Annotated in this window: 16 protein-coding genes; 10 read left to right on the forward strand and 6 right to left on the reverse strand. The window is 41.3% G+C overall.

What is annotated here, in order from left to right; all coding sequences use genetic code 11:
* The first annotated feature begins 124 nt into the window (after positions 1-124).
* From V7783_RS04895 to V7783_RS04910, 4 genes are all read left to right on the forward strand, one after another.
* Positions 125-610, forward strand: coding sequence for a hypothetical protein (locus V7783_RS04895; protein ID WP_335677742.1), 486 nt, complete (start codon positions 125-127; stop codon positions 608-610).
* Positions 531-959 (forward strand): GNAT family N-acetyltransferase, encoded by a 429-nt coding sequence (locus tag V7783_RS04900; RefSeq protein WP_335677743.1) that lies wholly within the window; start codon positions 531-533, stop codon positions 957-959. The genes V7783_RS04895 and V7783_RS04900 overlap by 80 nt, the downstream gene beginning before the upstream one ends.
* A gap of 308 nt (positions 960-1,267) precedes the next feature.
* Positions 1,268-2,353, forward strand: coding sequence for a catalase family peroxidase (locus V7783_RS04905; protein ID WP_335677744.1), 1,086 nt, complete (start codon positions 1,268-1,270; stop codon positions 2,351-2,353).
* Positions 2,340-2,873: a cytochrome b gene (locus V7783_RS04910; protein ID WP_335677745.1), complete on the forward strand. Its 534-nt coding sequence runs from the start codon at positions 2,340-2,342 to the stop codon at positions 2,871-2,873. The genes V7783_RS04905 and V7783_RS04910 overlap by 14 nt, the downstream gene beginning before the upstream one ends.
* Positions 2,874-2,931: 58 nt before the next feature.
* On the opposite strand, the gene V7783_RS04915 is transcribed toward V7783_RS04910, so the two are convergent.
* Both V7783_RS04915 and V7783_RS04920 read right to left on the reverse strand, forming a co-directional pair.
* Positions 2,932-3,711, reverse strand: coding sequence for a DUF2189 domain-containing protein (locus V7783_RS04915; RefSeq protein ID WP_335677746.1), 780 nt, complete (start codon positions 3,709-3,711; stop codon positions 2,932-2,934).
* A gap of 81 nt (positions 3,712-3,792) precedes the next feature.
* Positions 3,793-5,949 (reverse strand): exonuclease domain-containing protein, encoded by a 2,157-nt coding sequence (locus tag V7783_RS04920; RefSeq protein WP_335677747.1) that lies wholly within the window; start codon positions 5,947-5,949, stop codon positions 3,793-3,795.
* Between the two features lie 640 nt (positions 5,950-6,589).
* Between V7783_RS04920 and V7783_RS04925 the strand changes: the two genes are divergently transcribed.
* The gene (locus V7783_RS04925) at positions 6,590-6,775 is read left to right on the forward strand and encodes a hypothetical protein (RefSeq protein ID WP_335677748.1); all 186 of its coding nucleotides are present in this window, start codon (positions 6,590-6,592) and stop codon (positions 6,773-6,775) included.
* 107 nt (positions 6,776-6,882) lie between these two features.
* Here the strand turns inward: V7783_RS04925 and V7783_RS04930 are convergent, their stop codons facing one another.
* Both V7783_RS04930 and V7783_RS04935 read right to left on the reverse strand, forming a co-directional pair.
* On the reverse strand, positions 6,883-10,845 hold the full coding sequence (locus V7783_RS04930; protein WP_335677749.1) for a S8 family serine peptidase: 3,963 nt from the start codon (positions 10,843-10,845) through the stop codon (positions 6,883-6,885).
* A gap of 65 nt (positions 10,846-10,910) precedes the next feature.
* Positions 10,911-11,450 carry a hypothetical protein gene (locus V7783_RS04935; protein ID WP_335677750.1) on the reverse strand — a complete coding sequence of 180 codons (540 nt, stop codon included), beginning with the start codon at positions 11,448-11,450 and terminating at the stop codon, positions 10,911-10,913.
* 364 nt (positions 11,451-11,814) lie between these two features.
* On the opposite strand from V7783_RS04935, the gene betI reads away from it, so the two are divergent.
* The 5 genes from betI to V7783_RS04960 all read left to right on the forward strand — a co-directional run bounded on the left by betI (position 11,815) and on the right by V7783_RS04960 (position 17,607).
* The gene (betI, locus tag V7783_RS04940; RefSeq protein ID WP_335677751.1) at positions 11,815-12,405 is read left to right on the forward strand and encodes a transcriptional regulator BetI; all 591 of its coding nucleotides are present in this window, start codon (positions 11,815-11,817) and stop codon (positions 12,403-12,405) included.
* A gap of 1 nt (position 12,406) precedes the next feature.
* A complete protein-coding gene (gene betB, locus V7783_RS04945; RefSeq protein ID WP_335677752.1) occupies positions 12,407-13,870 on the forward strand; it encodes a betaine-aldehyde dehydrogenase in 1,464 nt (487 codons plus the stop codon).
* The gene (gene betA, locus V7783_RS04950) at positions 13,870-15,540 is read left to right on the forward strand and encodes a choline dehydrogenase (protein WP_335677753.1); all 1,671 of its coding nucleotides are present in this window, start codon (positions 13,870-13,872) and stop codon (positions 15,538-15,540) included. Before betB ends, betA begins: the two co-directional genes overlap by 1 nt.
* 132 nt (positions 15,541-15,672) lie before the next feature.
* The gene (locus tag V7783_RS04955) at positions 15,673-16,890 is read left to right on the forward strand and encodes a BCCT family transporter (RefSeq protein ID WP_335677754.1); all 1,218 of its coding nucleotides are present in this window, start codon (positions 15,673-15,675) and stop codon (positions 16,888-16,890) included.
* A gap of 9 nt (positions 16,891-16,899) precedes the next feature.
* A complete protein-coding gene (locus V7783_RS04960; protein WP_335677755.1) occupies positions 16,900-17,607 on the forward strand; it encodes a TorF family putative porin in 708 nt (235 codons plus the stop codon).
* Positions 17,608-17,662: 55 nt separating this feature from the next.
* Here the strand turns inward: V7783_RS04960 and V7783_RS04965 are convergent, their stop codons facing one another.
* Both V7783_RS04965 and V7783_RS04970 read right to left on the reverse strand, forming a co-directional pair.
* Positions 17,663-18,478: a substrate-binding periplasmic protein gene (locus V7783_RS04965; RefSeq protein ID WP_335677756.1), complete on the reverse strand. Its 816-nt coding sequence runs from the start codon at positions 18,476-18,478 to the stop codon at positions 17,663-17,665.
* Positions 18,479-18,653: 175 nt separating this feature from the next.
* Complete coding sequence (locus V7783_RS04970) at positions 18,654-19,292, reverse strand: hypothetical protein (protein WP_335677757.1); 639 nt, start codon at positions 19,290-19,292, stop codon at positions 18,654-18,656.
* Positions 19,293-19,294: the final 2 nt, after the last annotated feature.

A 19,294-nucleotide genomic window follows, 5' to 3' on the forward strand; every position in this document is an offset into this window, starting at 1 on the left:
CACTTAAGCATCCTGCATTGAAGCGCGCCGCTCGCTTTCTTTAAATCATATTTTACCCGACATGCAGTTGATAATTTATTTTTGTACCCATTGTGGTTGTAAATTAAGCTGTTAAAGGGAAGTTATGCGCCATTATCCATTATATAAATTAGAGCAAGAGGGCTTAAACCGCTTAGCTCAAGGAGTTTTAAATAGCTATAAACTGGACACCATATCGGACTTAGATGTTGGAAAAGCCATAGCTAAAGAATGCGAAGATTTACTTGCTTTAGATGAAAACTGTACGCCAGCAGGCATTAGGGAAATTCGCAGTAGGCGTCAGATCAGTGATGATGTTCCAGATGACGATATTCATGCGCAAGTTGTTGAAGATGACAACGGTAACTTATTTATTATAAGTGTTTGTCGCAATGATGATGACGAAACCATGTTTGAAATCTTTAGTGAACAGTCAATATCAGAGGTTGTCGTTAAAGAAGTCATTACTTACATTCGTAAGGTGTTTTGCTGGTGCACACCGGTGCACACCGGTGCACATTTGTGTTTGGCCAGCGCCAGATTCACCACAAGCACAGCAATTACTGTCATTATCAGGTGCTCGCGCCGTTGATTCTTTGTTAGGTAGCCAAACGCCACTTCTTGATGTACGTGATGATTTAAAAACGGCTATCTCTTTGCAGCCCTTTGAACTTGATAAGCATTGGGCTTGGTATGAGCATGAGTACAACCAGTTTCTAACTAAAAACCCAGCGATGGCAAATATAGTACCAATCAGCGATAACGAAGAGCTGAGTGAGTCTATTGAAGAGGGCTTATGCAGCATGGCTTTTTATCAAGGTCAGCCCCTAGGTATGATTATGGGCGAGCAAAGTGAAGAGTTGGGCTTTGATGGTTTATTGGTGAGTGATATTTTTATTGCTAAGCAGTTTAGAGGCCAAGGTTTTGCATCACCCATGTAGCGTTTGTACTATCAGCTGCATGAACCAAATTTTGAGTTCTTTTTTGGTTATATCGATGCGACTAACAAACCGTCTTATTACAATGCGCTTAAGCAAGGACGTAAGTTACTTCGCCAAGAGCTATACCTGCCAGCTCAGCTATTTATTTGATTTTAGATCACTAGTTCTGCCCGTAAAGCGACTATCATTTAGGTGCTATGAACCTAAATGTAAATTCTTTTTAATTTATTGAAATAGTTTCCTTCTTTCGTCGGTCTTTGCAGGGGAGTATTGATAATAAATAATGGGATAGAAGGGCTCGCTATAATATGACTAAAGATAAACGCAGTACCAAGAATGGCTCCTCAGTCGTACGTAAATGTTTATTGGTCGCCTCGCTTGCATGTTTTGCAACTGCGACTTTGTATTTTGCTGGCGCATTTAATGGCGATACAGTGACCGCACAAAGGTTTGTCGATTTACAGCAAGGTGAACAGCCTCACCTTGGCTTTCGCCGTGCTCATGCGAAAGGGATGTGTGTTTCTGGTCACTTTGAATCGACTGGCGCACTAGCTAGTTATTCCACCGCAGCAATATTTGCTCAGGGCAATACTGAATTTATGGGGCGTTTTTCAATTGCGGGCAATAATCCTACGGCACCTGATTTAAAAGCACCGGTGCGCAGTTTTGCTTTTGTGGTTAACAGTGCAACTTCGCAGGAATGGCGTGTGGCGATGAATACTCCACCGGTGATGGCTGTTGCAACACCTGAGGCATTTTTTCAGCAATTGCAGGCGTTAGCGCCCGATCCAGTCACCAAGCAACGTGATCCTGAAAAAATTAAAGCCTTTTTTAACGCGCACCCAGAAAGTAAAGCATTTAACCAGTGGAAAGCCAGTTATGTGCCGAGCAATAGCTTTGCTACAGAGTATTACCATAGCATCAATGCATTTTATTTACATAATGAGCAAGGCAAGCAGCAAGCTGTGCGCTGGCAGGCCGTCCCTCATGATGACTACAATGAGTTCGCAGAGCTTGATAAAAAATCGAGTGATGCCTTACAACAGCAGCTTGCGCAGCAGTTAAAGCACCAACCGGTAAAATTTGATTTGCTGTTTACCTTGGCAAATAGCAGCGATGATGAAAATAATCCGACAATACCATGGCCCGCAACTCGTAAAACAGTTAATGCTGGCACATTAGTGATCACTAATTGGCGCCCCCAAAATGAAGGGAAGTGTGACGCTCAAAACTTTGATCCACTCGTTTTACCTGAAGGAATGAGTGCGACAGCGGATCCTATTTTGCGTGCCAGAGGTGCGGCGTATGCGCAGTCTTATCGTCGTAGAGCCACTGAAACACTGCTTGATGCTAAATCAGAAAATCAACAAGGAGCACGTAATGGCAGTAAATAAAGGTTACTCAGCAACCAGTCGAACTTTGCATTGGACTATGGCGTTACTTTTGATTTCGATGCTCTTTTTAGGGTTATCAATGGTGCAAAGCTTGGCTGTTTGGCAAGTTGAAGCTGTCGCACTGCATAAGTCATTTGGCTTTTTGGCATTGTTGCTGGTGGTTGTAAGGCTGATAAATAAAGCGTTTAGTGTCACACCTGCATTGCCTAATGAGCTACCAGCAATCCAGCGGTTAGCAGCATCGATAACTCATTTGGGCCTTTATATCGCGATGATCCTCATGCCGTTATCAGGTTGGTTGATGCAAAATGCTGATGGGCGAGTAATTCAAGTATTTGGGCTTTTTACTTTACCTAACTTAGTTGATGCGGATATTAAATACTTTGCGTTTTTTCGAGAATTACATGGGATAACTGCGTGGTTATTTTTAGTAATGATCTTTATGCACATCAGCGCGGCGTTATATCACGGCTTGATTAAGCAAGATGGCGTAATGAGTAAAATGCTTAGCGGTAAGTAATAACTGATTTATTAGAGCTAATAAAAAGGCCAGCAATGCTGGCCTTTGGCTTTTTAGTTTACTCATAACCTCTCGCTTTTTTGGTTTTGATTACTGCAATATAACCGTGCCAACTGGCGTAACTAAGTAGCGGCATAATGACAATAAACCCGGTAGCGCCAGTCATAAAACCAATGGCAACCAATACAAAAATACAGCCAGACCAAACAATCATCGCGCTAAAATTAGTTTTTACCGCATTCATAGAAGACATAACAGCGGTCATTATATCGACTCGTCTTTCCATCATAATTTGCGGCGTAAATGCTGAAATGGCAAATACAGTGACGAGCAATATTCCGCCAATGATGGTGCCTAAAGTTAAAAATGCCGAGAGTTCTTCAAACGTAGGGTTTGCATGACTTGGGTATAATGCGTGTACTAAAGCTGCTAGGCGCATCCAGATAATCATGATCACCATAAGTAATACTGCAAACCCCCATTCACCCGCAGGGTTTCTGAACATTGATTTTAATGAGTGCAATAAAGTAGGGGAGTGACCTTTTTCAAGCTCCCAAGCAATATCGTATAAACCTACAGCAAATGCAGGCCCTATTAGAGCAAACGCGACTGTTGCAGGAAGTATAACAAGGTAAGTGCCGGCATAAACGCCGCTGTAAATAATGGCCAGTGGGATTATTGTAAAAATTAATCCATAAATTAAGCTCAGTATAGGGGCTCGCATCATGTCTTGAAAAGCAAGAGCTAACCAATGAAAAGCTGCAAAAGTACTTACTTTATTGCACTCTAAACAACGTGCAAACTCAGTGTTTTTATTAAGTGTGTTCGATGACGGCATAAGAGTCTTCCTGTGTTAGGCTACTCTTTAGGTTTAGAACAAATCACTATTATTTACAAATTTCAACTAAACTATAGCTCTTTACTGATAAGCCTTTTGTTGAATAAGTAAAAGCAACTCAGCGGTAGCGCTAGCATCAGCTAAAGCACGGTGATGGTTAGTTAATGCTAAGCCAAAATGCGCGGATAAGTTACCAAGCGAGTAAGACTTAAGCCCTGCAAAGGCTTTACGTGATTCAACCACAGTACACAGCTTGGGCATTTTAAAATTAATGCCTGCCATTTCACACTCTTTACGGATAAAGCCATAATCAAAATTGACATTGTGGGCGACAAAAATACTGCCTTGTAACTTGCTCACTAGTGTATCGGCAATGTGGTTAAAGCTAGGTGCAGACGCAACCATGGCGTCGGTGATCCCCGTTAACGACACAATAAATTTAGGAATACGCATTTGCGGATTCACCAGTGTTGACCAAGTTTCGATAACCTTGCCGTGCTGCATTTTCACAAGGCCAATTTCAGTGATCCGATTGCCGCCTTTTAAATTACCGGTTGTTTCAATGTCGACCACACTGTAAATACGGTTAGGGTCGTTAACCCAATTCACGGCTGCAATTTGTACGTTAAATCTAGATTGTTTCAGGTTATCGATGGTGGTTAGCTGATTACGCCTAAGTTTATCACCGGGCGCTTTAACCTCTTCAAAATAGACGGTGCTGTCCTTTAAAATCATTAGATCAGGGTAGCCGTCTTTTAGTTCTAAAAAGCGCATGCTCATGTTTTTTAAGTGGCTTTTTAGCGCTGTAACAGGGCTATTTAAAATAAGTACTTCTAATGGTTTTAACAGCTCAGTGTGCCAACGAAATAAGCCATTTGGTTGCTCAAAATAGCGCGCCGCGTTTTTGCACACATGCTTTAGTAAATCATCAGGTGTTTGCCACTGCGCAAGTAGTGCATCAATTTGCTGCTGTTGTGTGTGATAAAAGCTATTCGCGCGCAATACGTGTGGAAATAAATCAAATTCATTACACGGTGGGTGAGGCGTTTCTACGTAAAGTTCGTGCCAAAATACCAGGCCAAACAGGCTTTGCCATAGCGTGTTCTCGGTGTTAAATGCTTGCAGGCCTTGGTTTGCATAATACTGTGCCACTCCTAGCTCTACATCGCCGCGATAAATCTCATCTATTTCAATTACACACTGTGTATCCGCAAGCATGGTGCTTAATCGAGAGCGGGTTTGTTTATTGAATTTACGCATTAAGAAATCATCGGCAAAATAGAGCTGATCATCGGTCAGTGGATCTTCAATAATGGTTTCAAGCTTTGCTTTAACCCAGTCCTTATTACCTTGGCGATATTGCTCGCGTATTTGTATTTCTGTGGCTTCAGGACTATTTTCACAGGCGTTTAATATTTTAAAACTGAGTTTTTCATCTACTTTTTTTAGCTGCTGGTAGAGCCTCAGTAATAGCTTATTTTTAAGATTAACTGCCAGTGTGCCTTGTGCTTGTTGCGTAATTACCTCGTGAGCTAAACTTGGGTATTGCTCGTCATTTTTTATGTTCTTAAATGCCAAACGAGAGCGGTTTAACGTATAGTTCGATTTTGCCTCATCTAAAGTATCAAAGCGCGCCAAGCTCTGTTCGTGACTTTGCCTTGTTGCTCTAACGCCTAAATCACGCAGTACAAAACTATTTTGATGATTGATATCGCCACTACTTAAACGGCCAATGTATAAAAACTCAAAGTACTCATAAATATCAGCGCGGTTGTTAATTATAAATTGGTGATACAAAGGGGTTAAATACTCAAGTTTGCAGGCAAAAAAATCGCAAGCCTTTGTTACTAATGTCGCTTTGGCAGCACTTTTTTTAATATTCAATGTAGTCGTAAACGGCGATAGTAGCTCAAGTAATGCTGGTTTTGTTAAATGAGCAAGCACGTGTTGGTAGTCGCTGTTGCTTGGGTGTGCAATTAGGCCCGCGTGTTCTAATTCTGTAATTGCCTGTGCCGGACTAGGTATTTCATCATAATCGAGAGTGTGTATTGCCACTAACAAGGGCTTTCGTGAATAAATACGCGCAAGCATGCATTGGCCTTGCTCACTTAGGTTAGTAACTTGTGTAATAAAATCAAAATGCTTTTGCTCTAACAAGTGATTGCATTGGGTGTTTATAAATGCGAGTAACTCATGAAAATGAGCTAAATAATATTTCGCTGGAAGCGCTTTGTGCATCACGTTTATCATTTACTAGTGCTGTATATATAAACAGTGTACTGTAATTTATTTAGCTAGGCCATAAAAATAAAAGAACAACCTGAGTGATGTTAATTTATGGTCGCTCTTGCTACTTTAATTGGATGATTATAGCTAAAACGTCTTTTAAAATTAATTGCTTAAGGTATTTAACGTTGAATTATTGCTTGGTACTGATCTGTATCTCTTAAGTGTTGCAAGCCTTGATTAAAATCGTCACGTAAAAAGTTATCTTTAAAGCTTACTTAGTGATGCGTTTCAATGGGAAAGATATCATGGAAATCTATTTGTTTAACTGTGTCATATGTAGAGGCTAGTTTGTTTATAAGTTTTTGAAATATATATTTATCTACAATTCCACTGCCGGTGGATTTTACGCTCACGGGTCGTGCATATAAAAGCTAAACTTTAATTACCTGTTATTATACCAATCGGCTTAAATATTTAACCATTCTAGCGTGCTAAATAAAGCGCTAACTGCGTTATAAATTTCTCAAGTAGAACAACTACATGTCGAAATTTATGCCTTGTTATCACTCTATTTATCTATCGCTATAAATGGCTAATAACTTGACACGATTGGTATCAATTATCCGCAAGTACAGAACAAGATTGCCAAATGTTGCATAAAGGTGGTTTAACCACTTGTATGGATGCGGCAATTATTTTTAATGATCGTTGTTATGGCACGTTAAATGTTGCGCGAATTGCAGGGCGCTTTAGCGAGCAAGAAGCTATTCAATTGTTTTGTATCGCGAGTATATTGGGGTTAAGTTTTAGGGCTTGTGATAGTCGCTCAGCATAGCTGACAAGTGCAGCTTATGTGCTCATGAGCTTAGCGTGGTTTATGCGGGGGAAATAAAAGCAGGTGAGTTAGCTCACCTGCTTTTTAATTACTAAATTAACAACGGGTTAATCTAGCGAGTAAGCACGTAATACCGATTGATCAGTGCTGTTGTTTTTAGCATCAGTCACAATCACACGTAAGTGAACAAATTGACCAGCCTCAGCGGCATTTGGAATAGTTGCATACCATTGACCACCAATATTCTCAACTTTTGCTACTTCTGAGATATCCTCAGGTAGTACGCGGTCATTAAGTGTCGGATAGCTAGTGCTTTCGTCTTGACGACATCTGCCATAGCCATACATTCTACATTCACGGCCGTAGCTGTAGCTTACTTGTACATTGGTTAAATCAACAACGCCGTCAGCTTCAGATACAGCACCAATTTTGATTTTTACAGGTGTATTTGCAGTCGCCGTATTTTGTAAGTCTAAAGGCACATCAATAGAAGGTATTAACATTGATTGCGGCCCTTGGCTATCAGCGCTGGTGGTAAACGTGTGAGTTACGAAAAGTTCTGCACTTAGCTGTTCATTAGCTTGGTGAGTTGCACCTACTGCACGCTTAGAAGTATTGATTGAATATTCGACTACGGCCGGTTCATCAGGTAGCTCTAAGTAACCATTACTTAAATAAACTTGTTCACCGTTGAGTGTTAAACCATAAGATGAACTTAGACTGTACCCTAAACCACCATCATGACCATTACTATCACCATATGCAGCATTTGCAATGTGCAATAGATTTGTATCGCGATAAGCGCGCGAGCGACCACTGGTTAGTAAAGCGGCGCCCCAAGGTGCTTTATCCCAGCTTGTTGCTGTGTGGCTACCAATAACATGTTCTCGAGAACCATCAAATAAGCCACCATCGGTGTTAAAGTAAATACTTGGCATAACTAGATTAGTCCAAGCGACCCTTGGTAATGCTTTATCTTTACCTTTTAGTGGTTCTGCCGCTTTAGTTGCCGTAAAGTACTCAGTACGCACGCTTGGTGTGGCAATTAGCTGTGGGCTGCCCGTGGCATAAAACTCTCCTGTGCTTGGTAGATTTGCATAAATATCAGAATACTTAATGCGGGCTTCACCTTGTGTATAGTGGGTTGTTTCGATGGCTGATAAATCTTTGTTTTTAACTTTAATGGTGCCTGTCATGATTTTACCATCATTCAAGTGCGCTAAGTTATAAACATAAGGTGAATGCTCATGCGCAATACCTGACCAGTTAATTGTTAACTCTGGATTTTGTTCTAACTCTGCATAGATTTTTTCCATTTCACTTTGCGCAATTGCTGCCACTGGAATATCGTAGCGGCCAGATATGTTTGGTTTATAGCGGCCAGTACGATTATTAACAGAACCAATTACACCTACAGCGCCATGCTCTTGTGCATTTTTGATTTGCGTGCCAGTAATATAAAAGTCTGCATCGACGAGAGCAATTTTACCTGCGACATCAAATTGACTCCAATCAGTTGAGTAACCACCATCACCGACCGCAACAACCTCAGCGCTGCCTTGGCCATTAAATGATTTTGCAGCACCTGCTAAAATGTACTCAAGTTGGGTGCCGTTTTCAGTGGTGATAACGGGTTTTGGCGCAAAAGCACGGGTTGTTAAAAAGCTTCTAAAACGCTCATCATAGCCAGTTGATTTTGTATAAAAACCAGTTACATAGTCAGGCGCAAGTTCCATTGCAGCGAGCTTCAGTGTGTCTTTTTCGCTTAACGCATAAGTGAAACCAAATGAGAAACCTTGCATTTGTGAAGGTTTATCCGTTTTAAAGGTCACAGGCTCAGCGGTGCTTGCATCAAAACTAATACTGGTATCTACGTCTAAATCCACACCTAATTCGGCCATCATAGTTGCAGATTCTACTAAGCCGCCAAAAGGGGTTGGATTATCATAAGTCATAATATGACTGACAACACTGTATTTACCTTTCGGTAGTTCAACAGTCGCTGTACCATTGGTAAATTGACCTGATTGACCCCAAGTATCTTCACCACTCATGATATAAAACTTAGATGGGCTTGCTGCCGGAAGGCCTAAACGGTCATTGGCATTAAGTATTAGGTTCATTGTTGGTGGTTCAATCCAGAAGGATACAGGCACGGTAATCTTTTGTAAGTCGTCAAACTTACCATTTTTATAATGGCCTTTCTTTTTGCCATTGTGAGATTTTACCTCCGTCCCTTTAATACGACCTGTTATCGTACCGTAAGCTGCGTTTTCTAGTGCTACAGTTGGGTTGATCCACACCGGTACTTCAACGCTGCTGTTAGCTCCAATTGTAACGCGTTTAGCATCAAGACCTGCAAGGTTGTAGGCTGATAATGGCTTGTCGTCTTCACCGACAAAAGTCACCTCTAAATCAAATGTCACATCTTCATCACTGATATTTTCTAAAGTAACACTGCTTTGGTGACTTTCAACCGGGTTTTGTGAGTCAAAGAAACCCAGTTCAAGGTTTGGTTGCGCAATTACAGATTGCACCATCGCTTGGTTGACGTCCATTGGACCCGCGCCTTGGTCAAGTACATGGGCACGGGTTTCGGTGACAGATGAAGTTAAAACTGCTTTTAATTGCTGTGGCGTAAGCTCTGGGCGAGCTTGTAATACCACTGCTGCACCGCCTGCAACGTGTGGTGCAGACATCGAAGTTCCTGAGTTAGCACGATACGCATACTCGCCTTTACCACCTGATGCTGCCGCGATAACGTTCACACCTTGAGAGGTAATATCAGGTTTGGCTGAGTGCCCATCTGGTGAAGGACCTCGGCTTGAGAATTCAGCGGTTACATTTTCACGATCTGCGGCGCCAACGGTTAAGGCATATGGTGAACAACCTGGAGAGCCAATAGTTTCACGGATAAAATTGTTACCTGCAGAGATGACGAATAACGCTTGATCTTTTAATGCTTCAACCATTTCAACCATAGGGCCGTCACAGGCTGTCACTGAGCCACCTAACGACATATTAACGATATCAGCACCATTATCAACGGCCCACTGCATACCAGCAAGAATGCCAGACGTTGACCCTGAACCATTGTCAGCCAGTACTTTAGCAATCAACAAATCAGCACCTGGTGCCATACCAACATATTTACCATTACTTGCAACACCAGAACCTGCAACGGTTGAAGCGGTATGCGTACCATGGCCATTTAAGTCATCAATATTTGGCGTGTTGTAACTGCTGAAATCTTGATACATGAAAATGTTAGTTTGCAGATCTGGGTGATCGGTATCAAAGCCAGTATCGAGAACGGCAACTTTGATCCCTGTACCATCGTAATCTACAGCGTATGGGCCATAAGCACCTGTTAGTGGCACAGTTGGTGATGTTTCATCTGCCGCTATTTGATTTTTCCACCAGTGATCTTTATCTTTTTTACCTTTGCCCTTATTGTGGCCTGGGTTGTTTTTAGCTGGGTGTTTATGAGCGAATACCATGCCATCTAGCCATACGCCTTCAACTGCAGTATTTGCTGAAAGGCCCTCAATTACGTCTTCGAGGTTATCTTTGTTGACTTCCATTACTACACTGTCGATAACTTTGAATTGTGCTTTGACTTTGGCACCAGGCATCGCCATTGAAAAAGGCTTTTCATCAAAGCTGTTGTCACGATATTCAACAATGATTTGCAGAGAGTCAGAGCTGGCATCATCAAAGCCTGCTTGATAGAGCTTATCAATATTGAAAAGCTCCATATCTAAGGCGCCAGAGTCAACTTTTGCTTGTACAGATGCCGGGATCACGTAGCTCTCACCGCCACGTTTAAATAGACTGGTAAATGTTTCTTGACCGTCTTCAGCAAGTAAACGAATGCCACCAATAGTGCCATCGGTATTTAAACGGGCAGCAACTTTATCACCGGTGATTAGGGTAAAACTAAGGTTTCTTTCAGAGCTCTCAGGTTGTGCGTCTGCAAAGGCATGGCTACTGATGGTAGATAATAATCCAACATAAAGCGTTTTTCGCAAAGCACGCGTTAAAGTGGAAAGATTTGGTTTTTTTTTCATTATTTATCCTTAGATTGATGATTTATTGTGTTTTTGTATTTAGTCGTTCTGATGGTCGATAACCATTAGTGGTGAGTGATTTGCTTATCTAATGTGACGGATTTAATTGTTGGGTCGTTACTTATCTGTAGCCACGTTTGAGTTAATTTAGATTTATCTAATCGAATAAACTGTGTGTTGATAGCGGGATAAAATTGACTGTCTATTCCTGCTGTTAGGCGTTGCTGTGGAACTGAGTATTTAACTAACACAGGCAGGTAGTTGCTATTGCGATCATCAAGTTTTAGTGACACCAGTTTTGATAAGTTAAACAGCTCAACATTGACCCTACCTTGCTTTATAAGGGATTGTGTGTGGTTGGGAATTAAATAGGTCTGTGCATTTTTTACATAAGCAATAAATGTGCTAGTAGGGTCGTTTAATCGAGCGTGGGCAATCGATTGCGTTTGGCTAATATCGAAAATCGCGACATCCCCCGTGATCAGGGTTATTTGCTGCTGCGCAATTTTATTAGCTGAAACCACAGGGCGCACAAGCGCAGCTACGTGAGTACTGGCAATACCCATCAAAATAATTAATACAACCAGTAATAGTTTATTACTCAAATCTATAATTCCAATTCTTTATCATTATAAAATTAAATTCTGCTAATTATTTATGGTTAATCATTTGGTATGGAAAACCAAGCGCACAAATGTAGCGTTTTGTAGCTTCAGTTAACTATTTAGAAATATAATTAACAGTAAAGTTAAGCGGTGATAATTGACGAAAACGATGGAATGTTGTTATTTAGGGTCTCTTTAGGCAGTTTTTTTAATCTTTTTTCTAAGCCATTTTATAAAAGCTAATACAGTTACTTACAGCTACTTAGCCGCCACCAATTTAGGCTGTTCACAGTTTGTCAACCTTGAATTATCAGTTCACTTACTCTAACCTTTATTTTTATTGAACGTTCAATTAATAAAAATTATGCCTAAAGTTGGAATGGAACCTGTCCGTCGTCAGCAGCTAATTGACGCAACAATAGAGTCGGTTGCTGAGCTTGGTTTACAAGGCACAACGATTAATAGCATCAGTAAAAAAGCCGGTTTGTCGTCAGGCATTATTAGTCATTACTTTGGTGGCAAGCAGGGACTTATTGAAGCAACGGTGCGTTATTTATTAACCAACTTGAAGCGAGAGTTGATTGAACGTGTCACAGTAACGACTACGCCAGAGCAAAGGCTGATGTTTATAATTGAAGCAAACTTTGCACGCTTACAGCTGCAAAGCGATACCACTAAAACCTGGTTAAGCTTTTGGGCGCAGTCAATGCATGATGTGCAATTGCATCGCCTGCAAAACGTTAATAGCCGCCGTCTTTTTAGTAACTTAACCAGTTCATTCAAAGCATTAATGAATGATGATGATGCCAAGCTTGCAGCTGAACTTTGTGCGGCAATGATCGATGGGCTTTGGTTAAGAGCGGTGTTGAGTAAGTCAGACGAAAATCAATTTGAACATTGCGAACGCTTAGCCAAAGGCTATGTAAATTCACTTATCAAACAGTATGGAGCTTAATGTGACAACGCCTGTTTATCAAAATTTTATCAACGGTCATTTTTTAAAAAATCAAAGTGGCGATACTTTCGCAGTTAAAAACCCGGCCACTGATGAAGTAATTTATCATGTAGAAGTCGCCGATGCGTTTGTACAAAATGCAGCAATTGAAAGTGCTAAGCAAGGTTTTGCTACGTGGTCAGCAATGGCACCCATTGAGCGTAGTCGTATTTTATTAAAAGCCGTTGAATTACTACGCGCACGTAACGATGAGTTAGCAAAAATTGAAGTACTCGATACAGGTAAGCCTTGGCAAGAAGCAGAGTGTGTTGATGTACAAACAGGTGCTGATGTTATTGAATATTTTGCAGGACTCGCTCCTGCGCAAGTTGGCCAGCAGCAAATGGTTGGCGAAGATTTTTATTATACCCGTAAAGAGCCATTAGGGATTTGTGCAGGGATTGGCGCATGGAACTACCCATTACAAATAGCCTGCTGGAAATCAGGCCCTGCGCTTGCTGCGGGTAATGCGCTTATTTTTAAACCTTCAGAAGAGACGCCGCTTGGCGCAATTAAACTGGCAGAAATATTTTTTGAAGCGGGCGTACCTGCGGGTGTGTTTAATGTTGTACAAGGTGCGGCTGAGGTTGGCCAGTGGTTAACGCAAAGCGATGATATCGAGAAAGTATCGTTCACAGGTGAAGTAGGCACAGGTAAAAAAGTGGTCGCTAGTGCCGCAGGTTCACTTAAAGACGTGACCATGGAGCTCGGTGGTAAGTCACCATTATTAGTGTTTGATGATGCTGATATTTCGCAAGCGGTAAGCGCGGCGATGCTGGGTAACTTTTATACGCAAGGCGAAATTTGCACTAACTGTACCCGTATTTATGTTCATAAGAACGTCTATCAGCAATTTATTGATGAGCTTAAAGCGCGCACAGAGCAAAATATTATTGCTGGCGACCCAATGGATCCTGAGGTGAACTTTGGTGCGCTTATATCAAAGAAGCATCATGATTTAGTGATGGGTTACATCGACAAAGGCATTAGTGAAGGCGCAACTTTGCTTACTGGCGGTAAGGCGCTTAACCCAGAGTCTGCCCCGAACGGTTATTTCGTTGCCCCAACCGTATTTATTGATTGCAACGACGACATGACTATCGTTAAAGAAGAGATTTTTGGTCCAGTGATGAGCGTGCTGGTGTTTGATGATGAAGATGACGCAATTCGCCGTGCTAATGATACTCACCTTGGTTTAGCCGCTGGTGTATTTACCAAAGATATTAAGCGTGCACACCGTGTTATTCATCAGTTGCAAGCGGGTATTTGTTGGATCAACAGTTATGGTAATTCACCAGCCGAAATGCCGGTTGGTGGCTACAAACAATCGGGTATTGGCCGTGAGAATGGTATCGAAACCCTAGATCACTACACCCAAACTAAATCAATTTATGTTGGTATGACAGATATAGAGAGCCCATTTTAATGACTGCACATACTTATGATTACATCATAGTCGGTGCAGGCTCAGCAGGGTGTGTATTGGCTAATCGTCTGTCAGAAGACAACAATAATCGTGTTTTATTGTTAGAGACTGGCGGCAGCGATAAAAGTATTTTTATCAAAATGCCTACAGCCTTGTCTATTCCAATGAACACCGATAAATACGCATGGCAGTTTCACACTCAAGCGGAACCCTTTTTAGATAACCGCAAAATGCATTGCCCACGCGGTAAGGTATTAGGTGGTTCATCGTCTATCAATGGCATGGTTTACGTACGTGGCCACGCCAAAGATTTTGATGAGTGGCAACAACATGGTGCGAACGGTTGGGATTATCAATCATGTTTACCGTATTTTCAAAAAGCCGAAACCTTTTATTTAGGCAAAGATACATACCGTGGCGGCAACGGCCCGCTGGGCGTTAATAACGGTAATGAAATGGCCAACCCATTGTATAAAGCCTTTATTAATGCCGGTCAGCAGGCAGGTTATGCGACTACAGATGATTACAATGCTGGGCAGCAAGAAGGGTTTGGGCCAATGCACATGACTGTTAAAGACGGTGTGCGCAGCTCTGCAAGTCGTGAATATTTAGACCCAGTTAAATCGCGCAGTAACCTTACTGTAGTCACAGGTGCGCTTGCTGAAAAAGTATTACTCGAAGGCAAAAAAGCCACAGGTATTGAGTACAGTATTAATGGTCAAAAACAGCAAGTATTTGCAAATAAAGACGTTATATTGAGTGCAGGGCCAATCGGTTCTCCGCATTTACTGCAGCTTTCAGGCATTGGTGATAGTGAAACCCTAGCGGCAGCGGGTGTTGAGGTTAAACATCATTTACCGGGTGTGGGCCAAAACCTGCAAGACCACTTAGAGTTTTATTTTCAATATAAGTGTAAGCAGCCAATTACTTTAAATGGCAAGCTGGGGCTTATTTCTAAAGGGCTAATAGGCGCACGTTGGTTATTAAGCCGCAGCGGTTTAGGTGCGACCAATCACTTTGAATCATGTGCGTTTATTCGTTCAAAAGCAGGGGTAGAGTGGCCAGATATTCAGTATCATTTTTTACCGGCTGCTATTCGCTATGATGGTAAAAGTGCCTTTGCTGGCCATGGTTTCCAAGTGCATGTGGGCCATAACAAACCTAAAAGCCGCGGGGCGGTGACGATTACGTCTGCTGATCCTACGGTTGCACCAAAAATTCAGTTTAATTATTTACAGCATCAAGATGATATTGAAGGGTTTAGAGCGTGTGTACGTTTAACCCGTGAAATCATTGAGCAAAACGCATTTGATGACTATCGCGATGATGAAATTCAGCCGGGTAAAGACATCCAAACCGATGAGCAAATTGATGCTTTTGTGCGCCAAGCGGTTGAGAGTGCTTACCATCCATCTTGTTCATGCAAAATGGGTGAAGATGAACTGGCAGTCGTGAACTCAAATACGCAAGTTCACGGTATTGAAGGGCTGCGAGTGGTTGATTCGTCAATCTTCCCAACGATACCAAACGGTAATTTAAATGCGCCAACCATTATGGTGGCAGAAAAAGCGGCAGACTTAATTTTAGGTAAGCCATCACTTAGTAAATCGCAAGTAAAGGTTGTCATTGCATCACAATGGCAAACTGTGCAGCGTAGCTCGGAGATTTAACTCGGCCACCTGGAGTGCATGGCACTTTGGGGCTTGCAGTGGCGCGCATCATAAGTAGTTTGTGGTGCGTTAATGCGAGATTAAAACACGGAGATACAATGACCTATTATCATTTATTTTGGGGGGCAAATTATGACCTTATGGCTTAGTGCTGGCATTATTTTTACCCTACTGGCAATTATCGCAATTTTAGTAAAATGGGGAAACGTAAAGTGTGTAGGCGTCACACCGGTTAGAACATTTACCTTTATCGCAATCTTATTTACATCAGGCCTAGACGTTGGCTTGATCATGTTTCCGCTAACAGAGTTTGCAGGTTATGCAGACATAAAAGCAAGCCCAGAATATGCGTTTGCCAATCCACTGGCCATTGAGTTTGGTTATTGGGGCTTTCTTATCTGGGGATTTTATTTCCTTACGTGCTTTTATTTCTGTGTAATAGAACCTAAAGTAAAATTTTTCGAAATTCCTTTGGTTAAATTAATCAATAATATTGTTATTATTGGTACTTGTGCATTTACTGCTTTTTTATTGCTGTCTAACTTACCTTGGTACTTGCCGAGTCTCGGCGATGGTGAATCGCTCATTCCTTCGTTTTATTTAATCGTCTTTGCAGCGATTTGCTTTGCTGTGTATTCCAGCACTGATATTAAATATGTACGCTTTTTAAGTATCTCAACGACTTGGCTATTCATTGCCTTAATTGGCTTTATGTGGGTTGGTGCGTTTATGGGTGAAAACGGGCAAGTGTCTGACTTTACAAATAACCTTGCATCTATCGGTAATTACTTTGGCAACATTAATGAGTTTGTTTTACCGCTTAATGATTACCATGAGTTTTACTTATTTTGGTGGTTTGCGTGGAGTATTATGATTGGTCAGTTTACCTCTCGTTTTGTGGGTGGCTTAAAAACTTATCAGGTATTGGGCGCGATGCTTATTTTCCCGTCAATCCCAATTGCGATTTGGTTTAGCGTGCTTTATCAATATCACGAAGCGGGTTTACCAACGCAAGGTATTAAAAATATCGCCATGGTATTTGTTGGGGTGGTGTTTGTGATCAATTCACTTGATTCGCTGATCCGTTTATACACTGACAATATGAATATCACCGTTAAGCGATTAGGTAAATTTAACTATATTGCACTAAATATAGTGGCTCTTTCATTGTTAACTTTGTTATTTAAACTAAACTTTTTACAAATACAATGGGTTGGGGCACTGGTAATTGGCTTGTTTTTTGGTTGCGCAGCATATATTGCATACAGCAAGTTTAAAACAGTGAGCAACATTGATAGCTCGCCAAAAGATAACAAAATTGACTATACAAAAATTGAATCAGTAAGCTAAGGAATTAACATGACAACACAAAAAACATTACTTGCAGTTGCACTGCCAATGGCACTTTTTTCGGCATCTGCACTAGCTGACTGGTCAACGACCATCACGGGTGTATCTGACTATACCTTTAACGGTGTGAGTCAAACCAACAATGATCCTGCAATTCAAGGTAGCCTTGATTATTCATTTGGTGAGTCGGGTATGTACGCCGGCACGTGGGCATCAAATGTGGATTTTGGTGATGATACTAATATTGAATGGGATGCTTATTTTGGCCGTTACGCGCAGTTAAACGATGCATTTAGCGTTGATTATGGTTTAGCGTATTACAGCTATCATGGGCAAAGTAATTCAAGCGATGGTAATTATTTTGAAGCCTACACAAAATTTGGTTATGTCAGTGAATTGGGCCAAACCGAGCTTAACTTTTGGTACAGCTGGGATTACTTTGGTACAGGTGCAGGCCATGTGATCTCTATGGTTGCGCATACGATTGAACTTGCGCCAAATCATGCACTGCGTGCCAGCTTTGATATTTCTAATTCACTTGATGGCGATAAGTTTGCATGGGATACCGATGGTAAATCATATAACCACTACCGTTTAGCGTATCAAACAAGCCTAGCTGGTTTTGATATAGAAGTAGCGGGCGAGAACACTAGCTTAGATATCGATACTGCCGATGAGCGTATAGTGTTATCTGTTGGTCGTACTTTCTCACTTTAATTTATAAAAGTTTGTTTAAGCACCAAAGCGGCCATTTGGCCGCTTTTTTATGTAATTACTTTATACTAGGTTTGCTAGGCCGGTAATCACCTTGCTCTAAGCCTTTAAAGTAAGCTTGGTAACGACCATCTTGCTTAAATTGTGCTAAGTGTACATTAAATATTTCCAGCAACTCGTTACTTTGCTCTGCATTTTTGGGAAACAATAAAAAGCTGTTATTAAGCAGTATCGGTTGTGTGTGATGAGTGATCGTGTCAGCAAGTTCAGGGTGTTGATTATAAAGGGTGTGGTAGCCAATATTTATCTCCTCAGCAAATGCATCAATGCGACCTGCTGATAAACGACGAAAGTTTTGCTCTGTACTACTTACTTGCGAGAGGTCGAATATACCGTCGGCAACAGCCTTATCGAATTTAGGGCCATAGCTATAACTCAGTCCGCCGCCTATTATCAGACCACGTAAATCATTAAAATTGTGCCATTCAAAATGGTTATCCTTTTTATAAAAAAACACGAATTTTTCACTAAGCACTGCATCGCTGTAATAATAATTTTTAACCCTTTCTTTACTATGCATCCAAACCGCAGTTGCTGCATATTTACCGTTGTATGTGTCATGATAAGCGCGGCCCCATGGTAAAAAGGTGAAGTTAGCTTGGATCCCCGCCTCACTAAAAATATCCTTGATAAGGTGAGCTGCAACACCTTGATAGGGGAGAGATTCACTTAAAAATGGCGGCCATTCACCGGCACTTATATTGATGGTTTTTTGATTGGGGTTTGACTTCATTGGTACGGCGAATGCACTGGTTATGCTGCAGAGTAACAACCAAGTAAAGCATAATGGCACTATTACTCTAGTATTAAACATTTCGTGCCCCTTGGCTTATGGCTTAAATTGTTAACGAATTGTTTTGATATTACCTCAGCAAATATTGAAAAGCGAATTTCAGCAGGAGTCGTTGTAGGTAGTGATTAGAGTTCTATTTTTAGTAAATACTGCTTGTAAGCATAAGCTGTTGTTACAACAGCTTATGCTTACGCTATTACATCTTTATCCATTCACCAGAAAGTGCGTTGCCTGGCAGATAAACCTCTAAACCTAGATTGTCGTTGTTGATAAAAGCAATACCAGCTAGATTCTCAGTAGCGCAAACACTATTAAACGGTGTAATGCTAAAGTAAGTATCTTCATTGCCAATAGAGCCTGTAATATTACACCCTTGATATTGAGCTACATAGGTACCCTGATTATCTAAATTTACATCAATAACTAGATTATCCCCAGCCACGTTGTAATCACCTGCCAGCAGGTTGACTGCTGTGTAATGACGCGGCTCGCTCTTAGTTAAATTCACCGGTTGCGAATCAATAATGCAATTGAAGCCAATGTCAGCGCTTTGGCAATTGGTTTGCGAACTAAATACAATATTTTTCTTGATAACCGAGCCTGTGTGCGCCGTAGATACTTCTCTGTCAGAAGTTAGCACTAACGTAACACCTAGTTCATTGATAGCAAGGCGAGCTAACTGTGCTGTGCCATCTTTTTCATAGGCGCTAGTATATAAACCGGCATGCTTTACAAGGTAGTTTTGTAGTTGTTGTTCACTTTTATCGTTATCTAAATTGCAGCCAGCAAGTAGTAAGCTCAATGCCGCTGTGCTCAAAAGCAGTCGTTTTTTCATTA

It is taken from the genome of Pseudoalteromonas sp. (assembly GCF_036960685.1).
Taxonomy (GTDB): Bacteria; Pseudomonadota; Gammaproteobacteria; order Enterobacterales; family Alteromonadaceae; genus Pseudoalteromonas.

Excerpts from the sequence above, each read along its gene's own strand:
- V7783_RS04925 (WP_335677748.1), top strand. The coding sequence starts at position 6,590 with ATGTTGCATAAAGGTGGTTTAACCACTTGTATGGATGCGGCAATTATT.
- V7783_RS04895 (WP_335677742.1), top strand. The coding sequence starts at position 125 with ATGCGCCATTATCCATTATATAAATTAGAGCAAGAGGGCTTAAACCGC.
- V7783_RS04965 (WP_335677756.1), bottom strand. The coding sequence starts at position 18,478 with ATGTTTAATACTAGAGTAATAGTGCCATTATGCTTTACTTGGTTGTTA.
- V7783_RS04915 (WP_335677746.1), bottom strand. The coding sequence starts at position 3,711 with ATGCCGTCATCGAACACACTTAATAAAAACACTGAGTTTGCACGTTGT.
- V7783_RS04920 (WP_335677747.1), bottom strand. The coding sequence starts at position 5,949 with ATGCACAAAGCGCTTCCAGCGAAATATTATTTAGCTCATTTTCATGAG.
- betA (WP_335677753.1), top strand. The coding sequence starts at position 13,870 with ATGACTGCACATACTTATGATTACATCATAGTCGGTGCAGGCTCAGCA.
- V7783_RS04930 (WP_335677749.1), bottom strand. The coding sequence starts at position 10,845 with ATGAAAAAAAAACCAAATCTTTCCACTTTAACGCGTGCTTTGCGAAAA.
- V7783_RS04905 (WP_335677744.1), top strand. The coding sequence starts at position 1,268 with ATGACTAAAGATAAACGCAGTACCAAGAATGGCTCCTCAGTCGTACGT.
- V7783_RS04955 (WP_335677754.1), top strand. The coding sequence starts at position 15,673 with ATGACCTTATGGCTTAGTGCTGGCATTATTTTTACCCTACTGGCAATT.
- V7783_RS04970 (WP_335677757.1), bottom strand. The coding sequence starts at position 19,292 with ATGAAAAAACGACTGCTTTTGAGCACAGCGGCATTGAGCTTACTACTT.
- V7783_RS04910 (WP_335677745.1), top strand. The coding sequence starts at position 2,340 with ATGGCAGTAAATAAAGGTTACTCAGCAACCAGTCGAACTTTGCATTGG.
- betI (WP_335677751.1), top strand. The coding sequence starts at position 11,815 with ATGCCTAAAGTTGGAATGGAACCTGTCCGTCGTCAGCAGCTAATTGAC.
- V7783_RS04960 (WP_335677755.1), top strand. The coding sequence starts at position 16,900 with ATGACAACACAAAAAACATTACTTGCAGTTGCACTGCCAATGGCACTT.